Annotated in this window: 13 protein-coding genes; 7 read left to right on the forward strand and 6 right to left on the reverse strand. The window is 33.3% G+C overall.

Annotated elements, in window-relative coordinates:
* The first annotated feature begins 196 nt into the window (after positions 1–196).
* The 4 genes from moaC to GA0061081_RS06790 all read left to right on the forward strand — a co-directional run bounded on the left by moaC (position 197) and on the right by GA0061081_RS06790 (position 3,437).
* Positions 197–679 (forward strand): cyclic pyranopterin monophosphate synthase MoaC, encoded by a 483-nt coding sequence (moaC, locus tag GA0061081_RS06775; RefSeq protein ID WP_091348666.1) that lies wholly within the window; start codon positions 197–199, stop codon positions 677–679.
* A 14-nt stretch (positions 680–693) separates the two neighbouring features.
* Positions 694–939, forward strand: a complete 246-nt coding sequence (gene moaD, locus GA0061081_RS06780; protein ID WP_091348669.1) for a molybdopterin synthase sulfur carrier subunit — start codon at positions 694–696, stop codon at positions 937–939.
* A 4-nt stretch (positions 940–943) separates the two neighbouring features.
* A complete protein-coding gene (moaE, locus tag GA0061081_RS06785; RefSeq protein WP_091348671.1) occupies positions 944–1,387 on the forward strand; it encodes a molybdopterin synthase catalytic subunit MoaE in 444 nt (147 codons plus the stop codon).
* Between the two features lie 205 nt (positions 1,388–1,592).
* Positions 1,593–3,437, forward strand: coding sequence for a sulfatase-like hydrolase/transferase (locus GA0061081_RS06790; protein ID WP_091348674.1), 1,845 nt, complete (start codon positions 1,593–1,595; stop codon positions 3,435–3,437).
* A gap of 55 nt (positions 3,438–3,492) precedes the next feature.
* On the opposite strand, the gene sppA is transcribed toward GA0061081_RS06790, so the two are convergent.
* The 6 genes from sppA to pcnB all read right to left on the reverse strand — a co-directional run bounded on the left by sppA (position 3,493) and on the right by pcnB (position 12,141).
* Positions 3,493–5,325, reverse strand: coding sequence for a signal peptide peptidase SppA (gene sppA / locus GA0061081_RS06795; protein WP_091348677.1), 1,833 nt, complete (start codon positions 5,323–5,325; stop codon positions 3,493–3,495).
* Between the two features lie 24 nt (positions 5,326–5,349).
* A complete protein-coding gene (gene apaH, locus GA0061081_RS06800) occupies positions 5,350–6,171 on the reverse strand; it encodes a bis(5'-nucleosyl)-tetraphosphatase (symmetrical) ApaH (protein ID WP_091348680.1) in 822 nt (273 codons plus the stop codon).
* A gap of 4 nt (positions 6,172–6,175) precedes the next feature.
* Positions 6,176–6,973: a 16S rRNA (adenine(1518)-N(6)/adenine(1519)-N(6))-dimethyltransferase RsmA gene (gene rsmA / locus GA0061081_RS06805; RefSeq protein ID WP_091348684.1), complete on the reverse strand. Its 798-nt coding sequence runs from the start codon at positions 6,971–6,973 to the stop codon at positions 6,176–6,178.
* Positions 6,966–8,279, reverse strand: a complete 1,314-nt coding sequence (gene surA, locus GA0061081_RS06810) for a peptidylprolyl isomerase SurA (RefSeq protein WP_091348686.1) — start codon at positions 8,277–8,279, stop codon at positions 6,966–6,968. Before surA ends, rsmA begins: the two co-directional genes overlap by 8 nt.
* Positions 8,280–8,358: 79 nt before the next feature.
* Entirely contained in the window at positions 8,359–10,719 is a 2,361-nt protein-coding gene (gene lptD / locus GA0061081_RS06815) for an LPS assembly protein LptD (RefSeq protein ID WP_091348688.1), read from the reverse strand.
* Positions 10,720–10,794: 75 nt separating this feature from the next.
* On the reverse strand, positions 10,795–12,141 hold the full coding sequence (gene pcnB, locus GA0061081_RS06820) for a polynucleotide adenylyltransferase PcnB (protein WP_425337790.1): 1,347 nt from the start codon (positions 12,139–12,141) through the stop codon (positions 10,795–10,797).
* A 420-nt stretch (positions 12,142–12,561) separates the two neighbouring features.
* On the opposite strand from pcnB, the gene oxyR reads away from it, so the two are divergent.
* From oxyR to GA0061081_RS06835, 3 genes are all read left to right on the forward strand, one after another.
* Positions 12,562–13,488 (forward strand): DNA-binding transcriptional regulator OxyR, encoded by a 927-nt coding sequence (gene oxyR, locus GA0061081_RS06825; protein ID WP_091348691.1) that lies wholly within the window; start codon positions 12,562–12,564, stop codon positions 13,486–13,488.
* A gap of 39 nt (positions 13,489–13,527) precedes the next feature.
* Positions 13,528–14,175: an HTH-type transcriptional repressor FabR gene (gene fabR / locus GA0061081_RS06830; protein ID WP_091348694.1), complete on the forward strand. Its 648-nt coding sequence runs from the start codon at positions 13,528–13,530 to the stop codon at positions 14,173–14,175.
* A 197-nt stretch (positions 14,176–14,372) separates the two neighbouring features.
* On the forward strand, positions 14,373–15,401 hold the full coding sequence (locus GA0061081_RS06835; protein ID WP_209435385.1) for an alpha/beta hydrolase family protein: 1,029 nt from the start codon (positions 14,373–14,375) through the stop codon (positions 15,399–15,401).
* Positions 15,402–15,429: the final 28 nt, after the last annotated feature.

The raw sequence follows: 15,429 nt of genomic DNA on the forward strand, positions 1-15,429 counted from the left end.
GAAAAGTCACAATTATAATTCATCAAAAGTTATATTGTACGCAGTTTTCGTTTAACTCGCAAAATCTAACCTGATTTATTCTATTTTAATAAATTTAGTGTGTTATTGATCTAGTCAAATGTGGTGGTATCTATTTATAAAATTTGCTATCTTGGCAATACAATATAGTTTTACTTTTTTAAGGAATATATAGCGGATGTCTGAATCCTTTTCACACATTAATCGCCAAGGCGATGCCCACATGGTTGATATATCAAATAAACCAATCACTACTCGGGAAGCAAGAGCTGAGTCCTTTATTATGATGAATGCCAAAACATTAAATAGCATTATTGAGGGAAAACACCATAAAGGTGATGTTTTTGCAACGGCAAGAATTGCGGGCATCCAAGCTGCAAAAAAGACGTGGGAACTTATTCCTTTATGTCATCCCCTTTTATTGAGTAAAATTGAAATTAATATTGAAGCTGATTTAGTGAATTGTTGTGTCAAAATTGAATCTATTTGTCGATTGAGTGGTCAAACGGGTGTCGAAATGGAAGCATTGGTAGCCGCCTCTGTTGCTGCGTTAACTATATATGACATGTGTAAATCTGTTCAAAAAGATATGGTGATTACTCAAGTAAGACTATTGACAAAAAAGGGTGGTAAATCTGGCGATTTTGTAGCTAAATCATAAGAACAGTGAGTAGTATGAATAAAATTATTTTTTTTGCCCAAATTAGAGAGTTAATTGGTGTAGAGAGTTTGATGTTAGATGCAGAACAACTTTCAATTTTTCGTCTTATTGAACAATTAAGTGATCGTGGTGATCAATGGTTATTGGCTTTCAAAGAGCGTTCTGTTTTATGTGCTGTAAATCAAACATTGGTTGATTTTGATTATATTGTTCAAGCTGGCGATGAAATTGCGTTCTTTCCTCCTGTGACAGGAGGTTAGTATTATGGATCTTATTAAAGTTAGCCAAGAACCTATTGATGTTAATAAGCTAACCGATTGGCTTTCACAATTACCACAAGATGGTGCCATTGTTACCTTTATGGGCAAAGTTCGTAGTATTGAAAAATATACAATAAGCTTATTTTTAGAGCATTATGCAGGAATGACTGAAAAGGTTTTGGTTAATATTATTGCTCAAGCTAGAGAACGATGGCAATTAAGCCGAGTAGCTATTATTCATCGTGTTGGTAAAATTAATGTCAACGAACAAATTGTATTTGTAGGTGTGAGTAGTGCACATCGAGCTGATTCATTTGCAGCAACTGAATTTATTATGGATATATTAAAAAATGAAGCCCCGTTCTGGAAAAAAGAGAGAACTACTGATGGCGATATATGGGTTGATGCAAAAAAATCCGATGCTGACGCATTGAAAAAATGGTATTAGTGGTTATTTAGGTTATAATAGTATTAAGCTATATCATGTATTTTATTCGAGGTGATTAATGGAAAATTATTTACCTAACGGCTCAAATTTTGAATAGGAAGGTAGTCGCCTTCAATTTTGTTTAAATTAAATAAAAGGGCTCTGAATTGAGCCTTTTTTGTATATAAAATTCTTATCATTAAGTCATTACTCAATAGCGAATACTATGAAAAAATTATACTATTTTGTTCTAATTAATATCTTTATTTCATCAATACTAGCAATTCGATTTTTTATTGTACCAGGTGCGTCTTTTAATTGGGCTGGAGTGACATTTTCAGTATTTGCTGTGTTGGGGCATTTTTTCTCTGCTTATTTATTACTTTTTATTGTTTGTATTCCTTTTATTTGGCTTAAACAGTCTATTCGTAATATTATTCTTGCTGCAATATTCAGCTTTATCCAAATTGGATTATATATTGATACTATTGTTTTTCAACAGTACCGATTTCATGTAAATCAATCTGTTTTAGCAATGGTTTTATCGGGGCAGGTTGTTGATTTTTCAATAATTACTTATTTATTGATGTTAGCTGTTATTATTGTTTCATTCTGTGCTGAATATTTTATTCTTTATCTTGTTAATAAAAAATTCACTGTACAGCATAATAAATCAAAAATTCTTTTGATATCAACAATATTTCTTTTTAGCTCATTTTTAGTGAACCATGTAGTACATATGGTTGCCTTTTATTACGCTTATTCACCTATTATGGTTGTAAAAGAATATATTCCATTGTATAAGCCATTTACGTCGAAAAAGATTATGAGCTTTTTTGATGCAAATGGGCAAAGAAAAGTCGTATATAATAAGAATAATGACAACACTGGTGTTGATTATCCCAAAAAAGAATTGGTGATTAATCCTGAAAATAATAAGCCACAAAATATTATGTTTATTGTCTTAGATTCTTGGCGATATGATACCTTTAGTGAGGCTATTTCTCCTAATACATTCCGTTTTGTTAAGCAGAATAATGGTGTGATTTTTGATAACCATTACTCAACAGGGAATGCAACTCGTACAGGTATTTTTGGGCTATTTTATGGTATTCCTGGTACGTATTGGGATTCATTTTTACGAAATAGTATTCCTTCACTGTTTATCACAACGTTACAAAAAGAAAACTATAATATCGGCATCTTTACTTCAGCTAAAGTTTCTGCTCCAGAATTTGATCGAACTGCATTTGTCACCATCAAAAATTTAAGAATCAGTAGTAAAGATGGTTCGGCATCTAGTCGTGATAAACAAATCACAGAGGATTGGCTTGCATGGTATAAAGCTCGCGATACTTCTCGACCGACATTTTCTTTTTTATTTTATGATGCTCCTCATGCTTACGATTTTCCTGCCGATTTTTCGGTCAAGTTTAAACCTATTGGTGATCTAAATTATATGACATTGAATAATGATACAGATCCTTTGCCAATTTTTAATCGTTACAAACAAAGTGTTTATTATGATGATTATTTATTACAAAATGTCTATGATGAGCTTGCTGCATCAGGTTCTTTAGATAACACAATATTGATTATTACTGGTGATCATGCTCAAGAAATGAATGATAATAAACTTGGATTTTGGGGGCATAATGGTAATTATACTGATGCACAAACAAAGGTTCCTTTTATTATTATTGGCGCGAAAGAGTTAGAAAATCTTAAAAATAATAGTAAAAAATTAACTAGCCATGAAGATGTCGTTCCTACCTTAATGAAACATTATTTATATGTAAAAAATGATATAAGCGATTATTCGACAGGTTATGACTTATTTAGTCCTATAACTGATCGTAATTGGCTTTTGATGTCAAATTATAGTTCTTATGCAGTTAGAACGTCTGATCATATTTATTTCGTGAATCGATTAGGTATTAATCATTATATGGATTTACATAATCGTGAAACAGATGAAACACCAAATTATCAATACATTCAAGAAGCGATGAATCATATGCGTTATTTTTCCCAATCAGGGCTAAATAGCTTAAAAGATAAAAACAATTAGGTATAAATTGGCGAATCATTATCTACCACGAGCATGGTAGATAATGATTTGTGTATTAGCGCACGTCGGCACAATTTAGACAATAAATATAGCGATTTTGTGGGTCTTGAAACTTATTCCATAAAGAAACATGTTCTTTAAGTTGTTTCGCTGCTGGTAGTTGTTCAAAAAATATTTCTGCAGTGGATTTAGGTAACATAGCTATCATATCCGAATAAAATGCATTAAACCAATTTCCTTTTGGTTTTTGCCAGTCAATTTCATAATCAGTTACATTCGCTAATGTTGCAGCAGTTTCAATGGCATCATCAATATCGCCTAACTTATCAACAAGTCCAATTTTGCTTGCTTCTGACCCTAACCAGACTTGGCCTTGTCCAATTTGATCTACTTGTTCGGTTGTCATATTTCTTGCATCTGCTACTAACGAAATAAATGTTTGATAACCATTATCAATATTCATTTGAATTAATTGGCTCATTTCTTTAGGCAGATTTTGTGTTGAGGTATTACTTGCTAATGGTGATGTAGTTATACCATCACTATAAACACCAATATGAGATAAAGAGTTTTCGAATGTTGGAATAATACCGAAAATACCAATAGAGCCAGTAATCGTATTTGGGCTAGCAACTATGTAATCAGATGCGGTAGATATCCAGTATCCACCTGATGCAGCCATTCCTCCCATAGATACAACGATAGGAATCTGGTAATCACGTAGCGCTTCTAGTTCACTACGAATTGCTTCCGATGCATCTACACTACCCCCAGGGCTATTTACACGTAATACTATTGCTTGTATGTTATGTTTGTTTAAGTTTTTACGAATCTTTCTCAGCTGTTCAACAATGTCTTGGCTACCAGCAATATTACTACTATTTTCGCCATTGGTGATAGTACCATTGACAAATACAACTGCTATCAGTGGTTTTTTCCCCTTGGAGTCACTGTCTGATTTTTCATTTTTTGATTTGAGTTGATAATCATAAATGCTAACCTCATGTTGGTTATTGAAATCAAGTTCATATTGATAGTTAGAGGCAATAGCATCAACTAATCCATTAGATATAGCATATTGAGCCATGTTACCATTAGCTTCTTTTAACGCTGTTAACATAATATTTGGGGCGGGAACCAATTGTGTATCGGCTTTTTTTCGTTGTGTAGAAATGTCATTAAGATAGTTATTCCACATAAGTGTTAACCAGCGTGTTGTATTGCTTTTTGCTTCTTCAGACATGTCATTGCGAATAAATGGTTCAATGGCTGATTTATAAGTACCTACTCTAAAAACATGTGTATTGATTTTTAAATTATCAAGTAAGGTTTTATAGTATAGATTATTAGCGGATAGCCCATATACATTAACAGAACCAAGTGGTGCTAAGTATATTTTATTAGCATAGCTAGCTAAATAATATTGGCTTTGATTGAAATTTGAACCAAAAGCATAAATAGGTTTATTTGCTTCGCTAAATTTGGTTAAATATTTCCCAATATATTGTAGCGAACTTATATCGGCACCAGTAAAATTATCTAATTTAAGTACTATACTTGTAATTTTTGGATCAGTAGTAGCTTGAGCTATTTTTTGAGTTAATTCAAATAAACTATTCTCACGAGAAGTATTGACTTTTTTGCCATAGATTTTGTTTTGTAAAGCATAGATTTCATCACTGTAAAGTGTGTTGTCAACAATAATTCCTTCAATATCCAGAACTAATGAACCATATTGTGGAACAATTTCTTGTTTTTGTGCTTCTTTGATTAATGCAATAGAGCTAAAGATCAAAATAATAATAATTAGAAAAATTAAGTTAAGAAATATTTCTCTAATAAAGTTAATCATTTTCCATATTGATTTAATGGCAGATAAAGCAGACATAATAATTGATCCTTTTATAGTGGTTTATCTAGTTTTTATTTCGATGTTTTTCTTTTTAAAATATTTTCTATCTTCAAAGCGCAAGCATGTCAGTTTTCCACCCCAACAACATCCTGTATCAAGTGCATAAATGTTTTCTGGTGTCCCTTTGCCATTTAATGCCGCCCAATGTCCAAAAGCGATACTATATTCGTTTGAAATTTTACTAGGTAATAAAAACCAAGGTTTAAGTTTTGATGGTGCTTGTTCGGGTGATTTTTTATAGTAGAAATCTAGCCGACCATCCTCATAGCAAAAACGCATACGGGTTAATGCATTAGCAATATAACGTAGCCTATCTAAGCCTTGTAATTCTGGTTGCCATTCATCAGGAAAATTGCCATACATTTTATCAAGGAATAAAATATAAGAATCGCTTGATAACATAGCATTCAAATCATTGGCACATTTTTTTAGTGTTTCAAGATCCCATTGTGGTGAAATACCTGCGTGAGTCATAATTAGTTTTAATGATTCGTCGATTTGAACTAATGGTTGTTTACGTAGCCAATTCATTAATTCATCAAGATCTGTCGCACGGATGAGCTCTTCAAGATTATCTTTCTTTTTGGCCTGCGTAATATTGGCATAAATCGATAGTAAATGTAGATCATGATTACCTAATACCAATCTAATTTGATTGGCATTATGTTTAACAAATCTTAGAACGTCTAGTGATTTTGGACCTCTAGCAACAAGATCTCCAGTTAGCCACAGAGTGTCAGATGATGAGAATTTTGCTTTTTCAAGTAACCGCATAAATTCATCATAACAGCCATGAATATCACCAATAAGTAGATTTGCCATAATATTATTTCCATGCATTTGCTAGTTGACAGTATTGTTGTACTGTTAAGTTTTCAGCACGTAAATTTGGGTCAATATTCAATTCAACTAACTGTTCAACAGTAAACATATTACTTAAACTGTTACGAATAGTTTTACGTCGTTGGTTAAATGCCTCTGTAGTTACACGAGAAAGTGTTTTTATATCATTAACAAGATAAGGTTTTTCTTTATAGGGTACTAATCTAACTACTGCTGAATCAACTTTTGGTGCAGGTTTAAATGATGTTGGTGGGACTTCAAGAACTGGAATGATTTGACAATAATATTGAGCCATTACGCTCAATCTACCATAATCTTTACTATTAGGTGCTGCAACTAAGCGAGTTACTACCTCTTTTTGTAGCATAAAATGCATATCGGTGATGATATTTGCATGTTCAAATAAATGGAACATCAAAGGGGTTGAGATATTATATGGTAAGTTACCAAATACTCTTAATGGTTTATCTAATTGCTCGGCCAATAGATTAAAGTCAAAGGTCAGTGCATCTTGTTCAATAACGGTTAGTTTATTATGTAAAAATGGATTTTCGATCAATCTACTGGCTAAATCTCTGTCGATCTCTATAACGGTTAAATGATCAACATATTTACTTACAGGTACTGTTAATGCTGCAAGTCCTGGTCCGATTTCCACTAGCGCTTGATCTGCTTTTGGTTGAATCGCTGCAACAATACTTTCGATGATATAGTCATCATGTAAAAAGTTTTGTCCGAATCTTTTACGGGCAAAATGCCCTTGGTGAACACGATTATTCATGCTTATCTTCACCTGTAATTTTGATGTAAGCGTCACCTTTTATTTCTTGAACCCATACTTGGGCTTCTTCTGAAAATTTACGATTAAAAATAAGTCGATAGGCCTGATCTTTTTTCATCGCATTTGTACCATCAATCTGTCTTGTATCAATTAATTGGATTAAATGCCATCCGTAAGATGATTTTATTGGCTGACTAATTTCTCCTTTTTTTAGCTGAGATAAGCCGTCTCTAAACCCGTTATCATAAATTTCAGGACGATTCCAACCTAAATTGCCTCCTTTTTCGGCTGTACCTGTATCTTCAGAATTCGCCTTAGCTGCAGCTTCAAAGGTTATTGTGCCATTAGTAATTGATTTGCGAATATCGGCTAGTTTTTGTTGGGCAATTTTATCGTTAACTAATACGTTTGTTTTAATCAAGATATGACGAGCATTGACTTCTTGAAGTGTAATAGTTTTTGGTGCTTCTGAACGAGTATCATCAACTTTTATAATGTGCAGACCAACACCTGAACGAATAGGACCAATAATACTACCTTTTGCTGCACGTACTAAACGTTCTTCAAAGAGGGTCGGTAATTCATTTAGTTTATGCCAACCCATACTGCCGCCTTTTAAAGCAAGGTCGTCATTTGAATAAGAGGTAGCTAATTTAGCAAAGTTTTCCCCTTTTTGTGCCCGATTGATAATATCTTGTGCTTTATTTACAGCATTGTCTATTTGTTGTTTAGATGCTTTTTCTGGTATAGAAATCAAAATATGACTGATTTTTACATCAATATTATTAGCTGGTTGGCGAGTAATATTTTTTGCTAAGTTTTCTACTTCTTTTTCTGAAATTTTGATCCTAGGTCTTACTTCATGCATTCGAGTTTCATCAATCAACATATCATTGTGGATCCTTTCTCGATAGGAGCTATAGCTGATCCCCATTGTTGAGAGTTTGCTTCGAAGTTGATCAATGGTCATATCATTTTCAGACGCAATTTTATCAATTGCATTGGTTACTTCGTCATCACTAACAGTGATTTTAGCCTTAGCTGCTTTTTGTAAAATTAAGTTTTCAATAACTAAACGATCAATAATTTGTTGTCTGAGTATTTTATCATTAGGTAGATTTTGGGAATCAGTGCTTGCTTTAATTGTTTTTAGCATATCATTAACATCACTTTCTAAAATGACATTGTTATTAACAACGGCAGCAACCTGTTCTACCACTTTTGGTGCGGCATTCGCAGATAATGGAGTTATAATTCCTAAGCTTATGCTTAGGTTTAAGGTGATAAATAGTTTTAATAATTTCATATTCACTCAACTCATTTTGTTGTTGAGGCATTGGTAGCCTACAATAAATTTATCGGTAATCTATATTTGCAAAAGTATTTTATTCAAATGTTGTTGTATATGGTAGCTTACCGAAATTTAGCATTTTAGCTTTGGTATCTCGGTTGTTGCCTAAACCTTGTAATTCGAAGTTAATAGACAGTTTATTTTCGTATTTACTTTTTCGAGAAATATTGTCCCAATCTGTTAGTTTTCTGCCATACTGTACCGTCATTCCCCAACAACAATCGCTATAATGCAAACCAACAAAGCTATCTGCAGTTTGTTTTAATTTAACGTCATAATAATAGGAACCAACAGCACTAACTGTTTGTGATAATGGCCAAGCAGTCATTATTCCAGCTTGAGAAATATTTTGCTTATAACCTCTATAAGAAGGGTTTTTATCTACAACGTCAATATAGTTACGGTTTGCATATCGATAAGATAATTGCATTAACTTATCACCGGATGGTCGGTACTCAAATATTGTATTAGCTAATGAAATCGTATCAATCCGAGTATCATATTGAACACCACTTCGAAAGATTATATCATCACTTATGCGCCAAAAATTATCAGATGCCCAAGTAATGCTACCTGTATCAGAGTTTTCATCTAAATCATTATTATGTTCACTAGTTTTTGATTTAGTAAAATAAGTAATTTGTCCAATGGATAAGTTAAATTTTTCAACCTTGTTATTATCATAAAACCGAGTTGTTACACCAGTTGATATTTTATTGGTTGAGGCAATTCTATCTAGACCACTGTAAGGTTGATCTCTAAATAGACCTATATAATCTGATTGTAATATAGTGGAATCATAGGCGCCAATATTGGATTGATTTCGGTATGGAATATAAATGTATTTTACTCTTGGTTCCAATGTTTGGGTATAACCATCAATAAAACTTATATCACGTTCGAAGATGACTTTACCATCAATGCTGAATTTAGGTAAAAAACGATTTACAGTTTTATCTAAGTCTTTATATATATCTTTATCAATGCGATCTTGATTATAATGTGTTGCCATAAAACCAGCTTCGGTGATTAATGATGACCAAGAATTGGTTAAAGTATAATTTAGCGTTGGTTCAACGTGAGCTCGCCATGCTTTAGGTTTATCTTCCCCTGATGTCAAAAAATGAGATATTTGAGAAAATGTCCTAAATTTGAATGGTCCCAAGTCATTATTATAATAACTCATATCCAATTGTGGTTCGGTTTGGTAAAGCGAGTTTTTTAGTTCTGAATGAAATGGCTGAAAGTGCCTATAGCCTAAAGTAATATCCCAATTTTCATCATTATAAGCGATTTTATAAAACTGTGTTAAATATCCAGCAGTTTGAGAAGCGTATTTAGAATTTAGATTGGTGAGATACTGATTGTCACTAACTCGAGTTGTATCGGCATAAAAACGCCAATTATAGTTAATTAGTTCTTCATTTTTCCAATGGAACAACCAACGATGGTTATTATCATCATAATTGTTACCATTAACATGATTGCTTCTATCTTCATTATATTTACTATCATGTTGTAGCCAGTCAAATGCAAGTGTACCTAATCCTAGTTCATTTAAATAGCGAAATTCTGTTTGTAATTGTACACCACGGTTTTGTAAAGCTCTTGGTGTAAAAGTAGCATCATAATTTGGTGCAATATTCCAATAAATTGGCATTGAAAAATCAATACCATCAATACTGTCATAGCCTAAATTAGGCATCAATAAACCCGAACGGCGTTTATCTCCAGTTGGTAGTTGTAAATACGGTGAATACAGGACTGGGACTTTGCCAATACTAAATACGGCATTCCAAACTTCTAGTAATTGTTCTTCATTGTCATGGATAACCGTTGTGCCCTTAATGTTCCATGTACTGTCATTAACAGGACAAGATGTGTAGCTACCATTTTTTAAAATAACATATCGGTTTTTTTCAAGTTTCATCTGATCCGCATTGCCACGACCAAGTCTATTGACAAGTTGATACTGACTAGGGCTCATATTTGCATCATTGTTATTTAAATTCATTGATGCATTATCGCCTTTCAGTTGTATTAAATTATCTTGATAAGTAATATCACCTTCTAGTGTTACAGCTCGATTATTGTTATCTTGAGTGTCGATTGTTACTTTGTCTGCTTGGACGGTGCGATTACCTTGTTCTATTAATACATCACCTTTATATACGGCTATATTTGGATAGAATACTTCCAATTGGTCAGCTTCAGCATTTACAGGTAAGCTGTTTATGTCTCCATTGACTAAAGGGCGATCAAACCTAGGAACGCCTATAAGACATTGAGGGTTATTGCTAATAGCGGCTTTAGGTAAATCTATAGCATAACTAGAGTTGTTATACAAAGAAAGAGTAACAGCTATTGCAATAAGAGAAGGCGCTAATTTTTTCATCAATGATTAAAAAGTTATTATGATTATTCTAATTGAAGCATTATAGCTGTTATTTATAAAAGTGCGAATTAAAAATTAACGTTTCCCCTTGCGTTTATTCATTTTGTTTAGCTGTTTTACCATCACTATTCTTTTTTCGAGTGAAGTGTATTGAAACTCATCCCACCATTTAGCTAACTCCAAGAGTTCACCTTTTTCGATTGATGCTCGTATTTCTAAAAGATCGTAGGCCGCTCGAAACTTAGGGTGCTCTAAAATAGCAAATGCACGTTTCCCATCTCGTTTTTTCATCCGTAGCTGCAAACGCCAAATGTCTCCCATTATGGTGGTTAAGCGTCTAGGTATGGCAATATTTTTACATTGTTCACTAAGCACTTCATTAATTGCCATCGAAAACGAATCATAAAATGGCAAACCGCTTTCAACACTTGTTTCTTTTGCTTGTTCAATAATTGGATACCAAAAAAAAGCAGCAAATAGGAATGCAGGATTAACTCGTTTATTGTTAGCGATACGATAATCAGTATTTTTTAAAACTTGCTCAATGATTTTTTCTAAATGACTATTTTGGTTATTAGCCAATAAACGCTCAATAGTCGGAAATAGCTGTTCGAAAAGACAATATTCTCTTAGTAACAGGTAAGTTTTATAACCGTATCCTGCTTGTAAAAGTTTAAGGGACTCGTCAAAAAGTCGAGCAGAGGGAATATTTTTCAATAATGGTGCAAGATCTTTAATTGGTCCAGCGGTAGCTGGCTCAATTTTCATATTCAGTTTTGCTGCGAAACGGATGGCTCTTAGCATTCTCACGGGATCTTCTCGATAACGTGTTTGTGGATCGCCAATTAATTGAATAATGCCTTTTTGTAAATCTTTCAACCCTCCACAGTAATCGCGTAAAGTGAAATCATTTGCACTATAATAAAGTGCATTCATAGTAAAATCGCGACGAATTGCATCTTGTTCAACGGTTCCGTAAACATTATCGCGTAACAACATACCAGACTGTGAACGTTTAGAAATATTGTTTTGCCCATTCTGAGAATCATGATCTCCACGAAAAGTCGCTACTTCAATAATTTCTTTACCAAACATAATATGGGCAAGACGAAATCGTCTTCCTACCAAGCGACAGTTGCGGAAAATTTTTTGGATTTGTTCTGGTGTTGCATTAGTTGTGATATCAAAGTCCTTTGGCATTTTGCCTAATATGAGATCTCTTATGCATCCTCCAACCAAATAAGCTTCGTATCCTTGTTTGTTTAATCGATGGAGGACTTTTAATGCATTCGCACTAATGTCTTTACGGGATATATTATGCTCATTACGTGCAATAGACACATAACCAATTTTTTGTCGTTTGTTGTTTTTTTCTTCATGGCGAAAAAACTTTTGATAAAAACGTGAAACTTGTTTAAAAATAGCGCACCTCAAAAAGTGTTTTTGGCTTAATAACAACTATAGCGCGCGATTATATCGTAACTGTCAATAATTTTCCATGTTTCTTAGCATCGGTATTTATGAGTACAATAAAATTGTAATTTTACTAAATAGTTTAAATATTATATTTGATTTTTTTAATATAATTATCAACAATAGTAACATTGGCAGTATTTAATTAAAAGCGACAAATTTTGTTTTGCTCTTGTTAGAGTATTTTAATTAGCTGAATAAAGACTAAATAAAACCATACTCAACATTTCTTTTTATTTATTTGTTTTACAGAATATAATTTATAAAGCATTATAGTTTAAGAAATTATGAAGAATGTTATTTGTTATAACTTTACATATGGAAGTTGTTTGAGTATATACTATTAACTAATAACTTATTGGGGACATTATGAATATTCGTGATTTGGAATATTTTGTTTCATTAGCTGAATTTCGTCATTTTCGTAAAGCTGCTGATGCTTGCAATGTGAGTCAACCAACTCTTAGTGGTCAAATTAGGAAATTAGAAGATGAACTAGGCGTAATGTTATTAGAGCGTACTAGTCGCAAAGTATTATTTACTCAAACAGGCATGATGCTGGTTGAGCAAGCTAAAGAGATTTTGCGTAACATTCAAATTCTAAAAGAAATGGCAAGTCGTCAAGGTGAAGAAATGTCAGGACCAATGCATATCGGCTTGATTCCTACGATAGCACCTTATCTTTTACCACATGTGATTACTGTGTTACATGAGTCTTTCCCTCAGTTAGAGCTGTATTTACACGAAGCTCAAACCGCTAGCATTGTTGCTCAGCTTGAAAGTGGAAAACTTGATTGTGCCATTGTTGCTCAAGTTAAAGAAACCTCGCAGTTTATTGAGCTACCATTATTTGACGAGCCGATGTTTTTAGCTGTTCCTGCAAGTAGTGAAATGGCTAGTAAAAAAGTCGTTAAACTATCTCAGTTAAAAGGACAAAAATTCTTAATGCTAGAAGATGGTCACTGTTTACGAGATCATGCAATGGGATATTGTTTCCAAGTTGGTATTGATGAGGATAAACAGTTTAAAGCAACCAGTCTGGAAACGCTTCGTAGTATGATTTCTGCTGGCCGTGGAATCACTTTATTTCCAGAGCTTGCGGCACCTAATGAGCGTGTTCGAGATAATATTTGCTATATTCCTTGTGCAGAGCCAGTACCATCACGCAGTATTACTTTGATTTATCGTCCTGGCTCGCCATTACGTTCTCGCTATGAAACTATAGCTAAAACTATCCGTGAGCATATGCCGAAAGTGTTTGCTGAAAAAGAGCGATTATTAAAATCAGCAAATTAATATTAGGTTAAATATAAACAACTAGGATTGAGCTATAAAATGAAAAATATCAAGACCAGCGGCGGTGTTCGAGCTCAACAGAAAGAAAGAACCCGCCGTACGTTAATTGATGCGGCATTTAATCAACTTAATGCCGAGCAAGGTTTTGCTAGTTTAAGTTTAAGAGAGGTTGCCCGCGAAGCAGGTATTGCTGCAACTTCGTTTTATCGCCATTTTCGAGATATGGATGAATTAGGTTTGGCCATGGTTGATGAAAGTGGTTTGACTCTTCGTCAATTATTGCGACAAGCGCGTAAGCGTATTGAAAAAGGTGGTAGTGTACTACGGACATCTGTTACCACATTTATTGAGTTTATTGATAAAAATCCTAAAGTCTTTTTATTACTTCTCCGCGAAAAAGCTGGAACATCAGCAGCTTTTCGTTCTGCTATTGCTCGAGAAATCCAACACTTTATTGTAGAGCTTGTTGATTATCTTGATAATGCCAACCAGATGCCTCACCATTACAATGAAGCTCAAGCAGAAGCAATGGTAACTATTGCTTTTAATGCGGGAGCTGAAGCAATTGATTTTGATACAGTACAAAGACAAAAATTAATTGAAGATCTTATTTTTCAACTAAGAATGGTGTCTCGTGGAGCTTATTATTTATATCATAAAGAACAAATCAAAAAAGATAGTCATTAATCGTTATACCACCCCAAATCCAATCTCAAAATTCTAGTTTGGTCGTAATATTAAAGTTTCATGCTGTTAGGTAATTGATTATTTTCAATAAAAATATCTACTAATTACTGATTTTTACTATTACTATTTATTGTGTTTTTGTTATTCATACTATAGCATTAAAAAAAGAGAAACATTGTTAAATGGAAATTAATTTAATGACTAAACTATACTTTTTGCTTTATTCGCTTATTTTGTCCTTTCCCTTTTTCAACTATGCTTATTCAAATGTGGGATTTAAGGAAATCTATTATAACAAAGAAGACAGTAGACCTTTAAATATTGCAATATGGTATCCGACCAATGATCAACAAATAGCAGTAACTATTGGTGATAATGCCATTTTTTATGGTTCTAAAGTTATTCCTGATGCTGCACCTATTTCAAATTATCGTAAACATCCTTTGATTGTTATTTCGCATGGTTATGGAGGAAGTTGGCAAAGTTTAAATTGGCTTGCTTATGAACTGGCAGATAGGGGATATATTGTTGCTGCACCAAATCATCCGGGAACTACTTATTTTAATAAAGATATTACTCAATCTACTAAATTGTGGTTACGTCCTCAAGATCTAAGTAAAACTATTGATGCGTTACAAATAGATGAGATTTTGGCAAACTATATTGATATGAATAAAATTTCATCTATTGGGCATTCTCTTGGCGGTTGGACAGTAGCTGCACTTGCCGGAGCAAGGTTTGATACAAACCTTTTTAAACAAGATTGCACTATACATTCACATTTAAAAGCTTGCCAGTTAGTAAATGAACTTGGACTAGATAACCCACAATTAAATAAAAACATGTCAGATCCGAGAATAAAGTCATTTATTTCTTTAGATGCTGGATTAGTTAGAGGATTTACTGCAGATAGTTTGAAAAATATTACTGTTCCTTCTTTAATCATTGGTGCTGGTATTGATGTTGGTGATACGAATGTAGAGCTAGAATCTGGTTATTTACAACAGTTTCTTTCAAAATCATTATCAACTTATATTGTTATCCCTGATGCAATGCATTTTAGTTTCATGCAAATTTGTAAATCAGGCGCTATAGATATTTTAGAGCAAGATGCTAAAGGAGAAGCAATTATTTGTAAAGATGGTGGGAATCGCACAAGGACAGAGATACACCGTGAAATAACGGATCAAATAATCGATTTTTTAGCTAAAGCGAATTTAAATTAAGTTCCTATTTTAGAAATATACTGCGGCG

Source organism: Gilliamella bombicola, from assembly GCF_900094945.1.
Lineage (GTDB): Bacteria > Pseudomonadota > Gammaproteobacteria > Enterobacterales > Orbaceae > Gilliamella > Gilliamella bombicola.

What these genes read in the sequence shown, in the direction of transcription:
- moaC (WP_091348666.1), top strand. Translation starts at nt 197, where the DNA reads ATGTCTGAATCCTTTTCACACATTAATCGCCAAGGCGATGCCCACATG.
- moaD (WP_091348669.1), top strand. Translation starts at nt 694, where the DNA reads ATGAATAAAATTATTTTTTTTGCCCAAATTAGAGAGTTAATTGGTGTA.
- moaE (WP_091348671.1), top strand. Translation starts at nt 944, where the DNA reads ATGGATCTTATTAAAGTTAGCCAAGAACCTATTGATGTTAATAAGCTA.
- GA0061081_RS06790 (WP_091348674.1), top strand. Translation starts at nt 1,593, where the DNA reads ATGAAAAAATTATACTATTTTGTTCTAATTAATATCTTTATTTCATCA.
- sppA (WP_091348677.1), bottom strand. Translation starts at nt 5,325, where the DNA reads ATGTCTGCTTTATCTGCCATTAAATCAATATGGAAAATGATTAACTTT.
- apaH (WP_091348680.1), bottom strand. Translation starts at nt 6,171, where the DNA reads ATGGCAAATCTACTTATTGGTGATATTCATGGCTGTTATGATGAATTT.
- rsmA (WP_091348684.1), bottom strand. Translation starts at nt 6,973, where the DNA reads ATGAATAATCGTGTTCACCAAGGGCATTTTGCCCGTAAAAGATTCGGA.
- surA (WP_091348686.1), bottom strand. Translation starts at nt 8,279, where the DNA reads ATGAAATTATTAAAACTATTTATCACCTTAAACCTAAGCATAAGCTTA.
- lptD (WP_091348688.1), bottom strand. Translation starts at nt 10,719, where the DNA reads ATGAAAAAATTAGCGCCTTCTCTTATTGCAATAGCTGTTACTCTTTCT.
- oxyR (WP_091348691.1), top strand. Translation starts at nt 12,562, where the DNA reads ATGAATATTCGTGATTTGGAATATTTTGTTTCATTAGCTGAATTTCGT.
- fabR (WP_091348694.1), top strand. Translation starts at nt 13,528, where the DNA reads ATGAAAAATATCAAGACCAGCGGCGGTGTTCGAGCTCAACAGAAAGAA.
- GA0061081_RS06835 (WP_209435385.1), top strand. Translation starts at nt 14,373, where the DNA reads ATGACTAAACTATACTTTTTGCTTTATTCGCTTATTTTGTCCTTTCCC.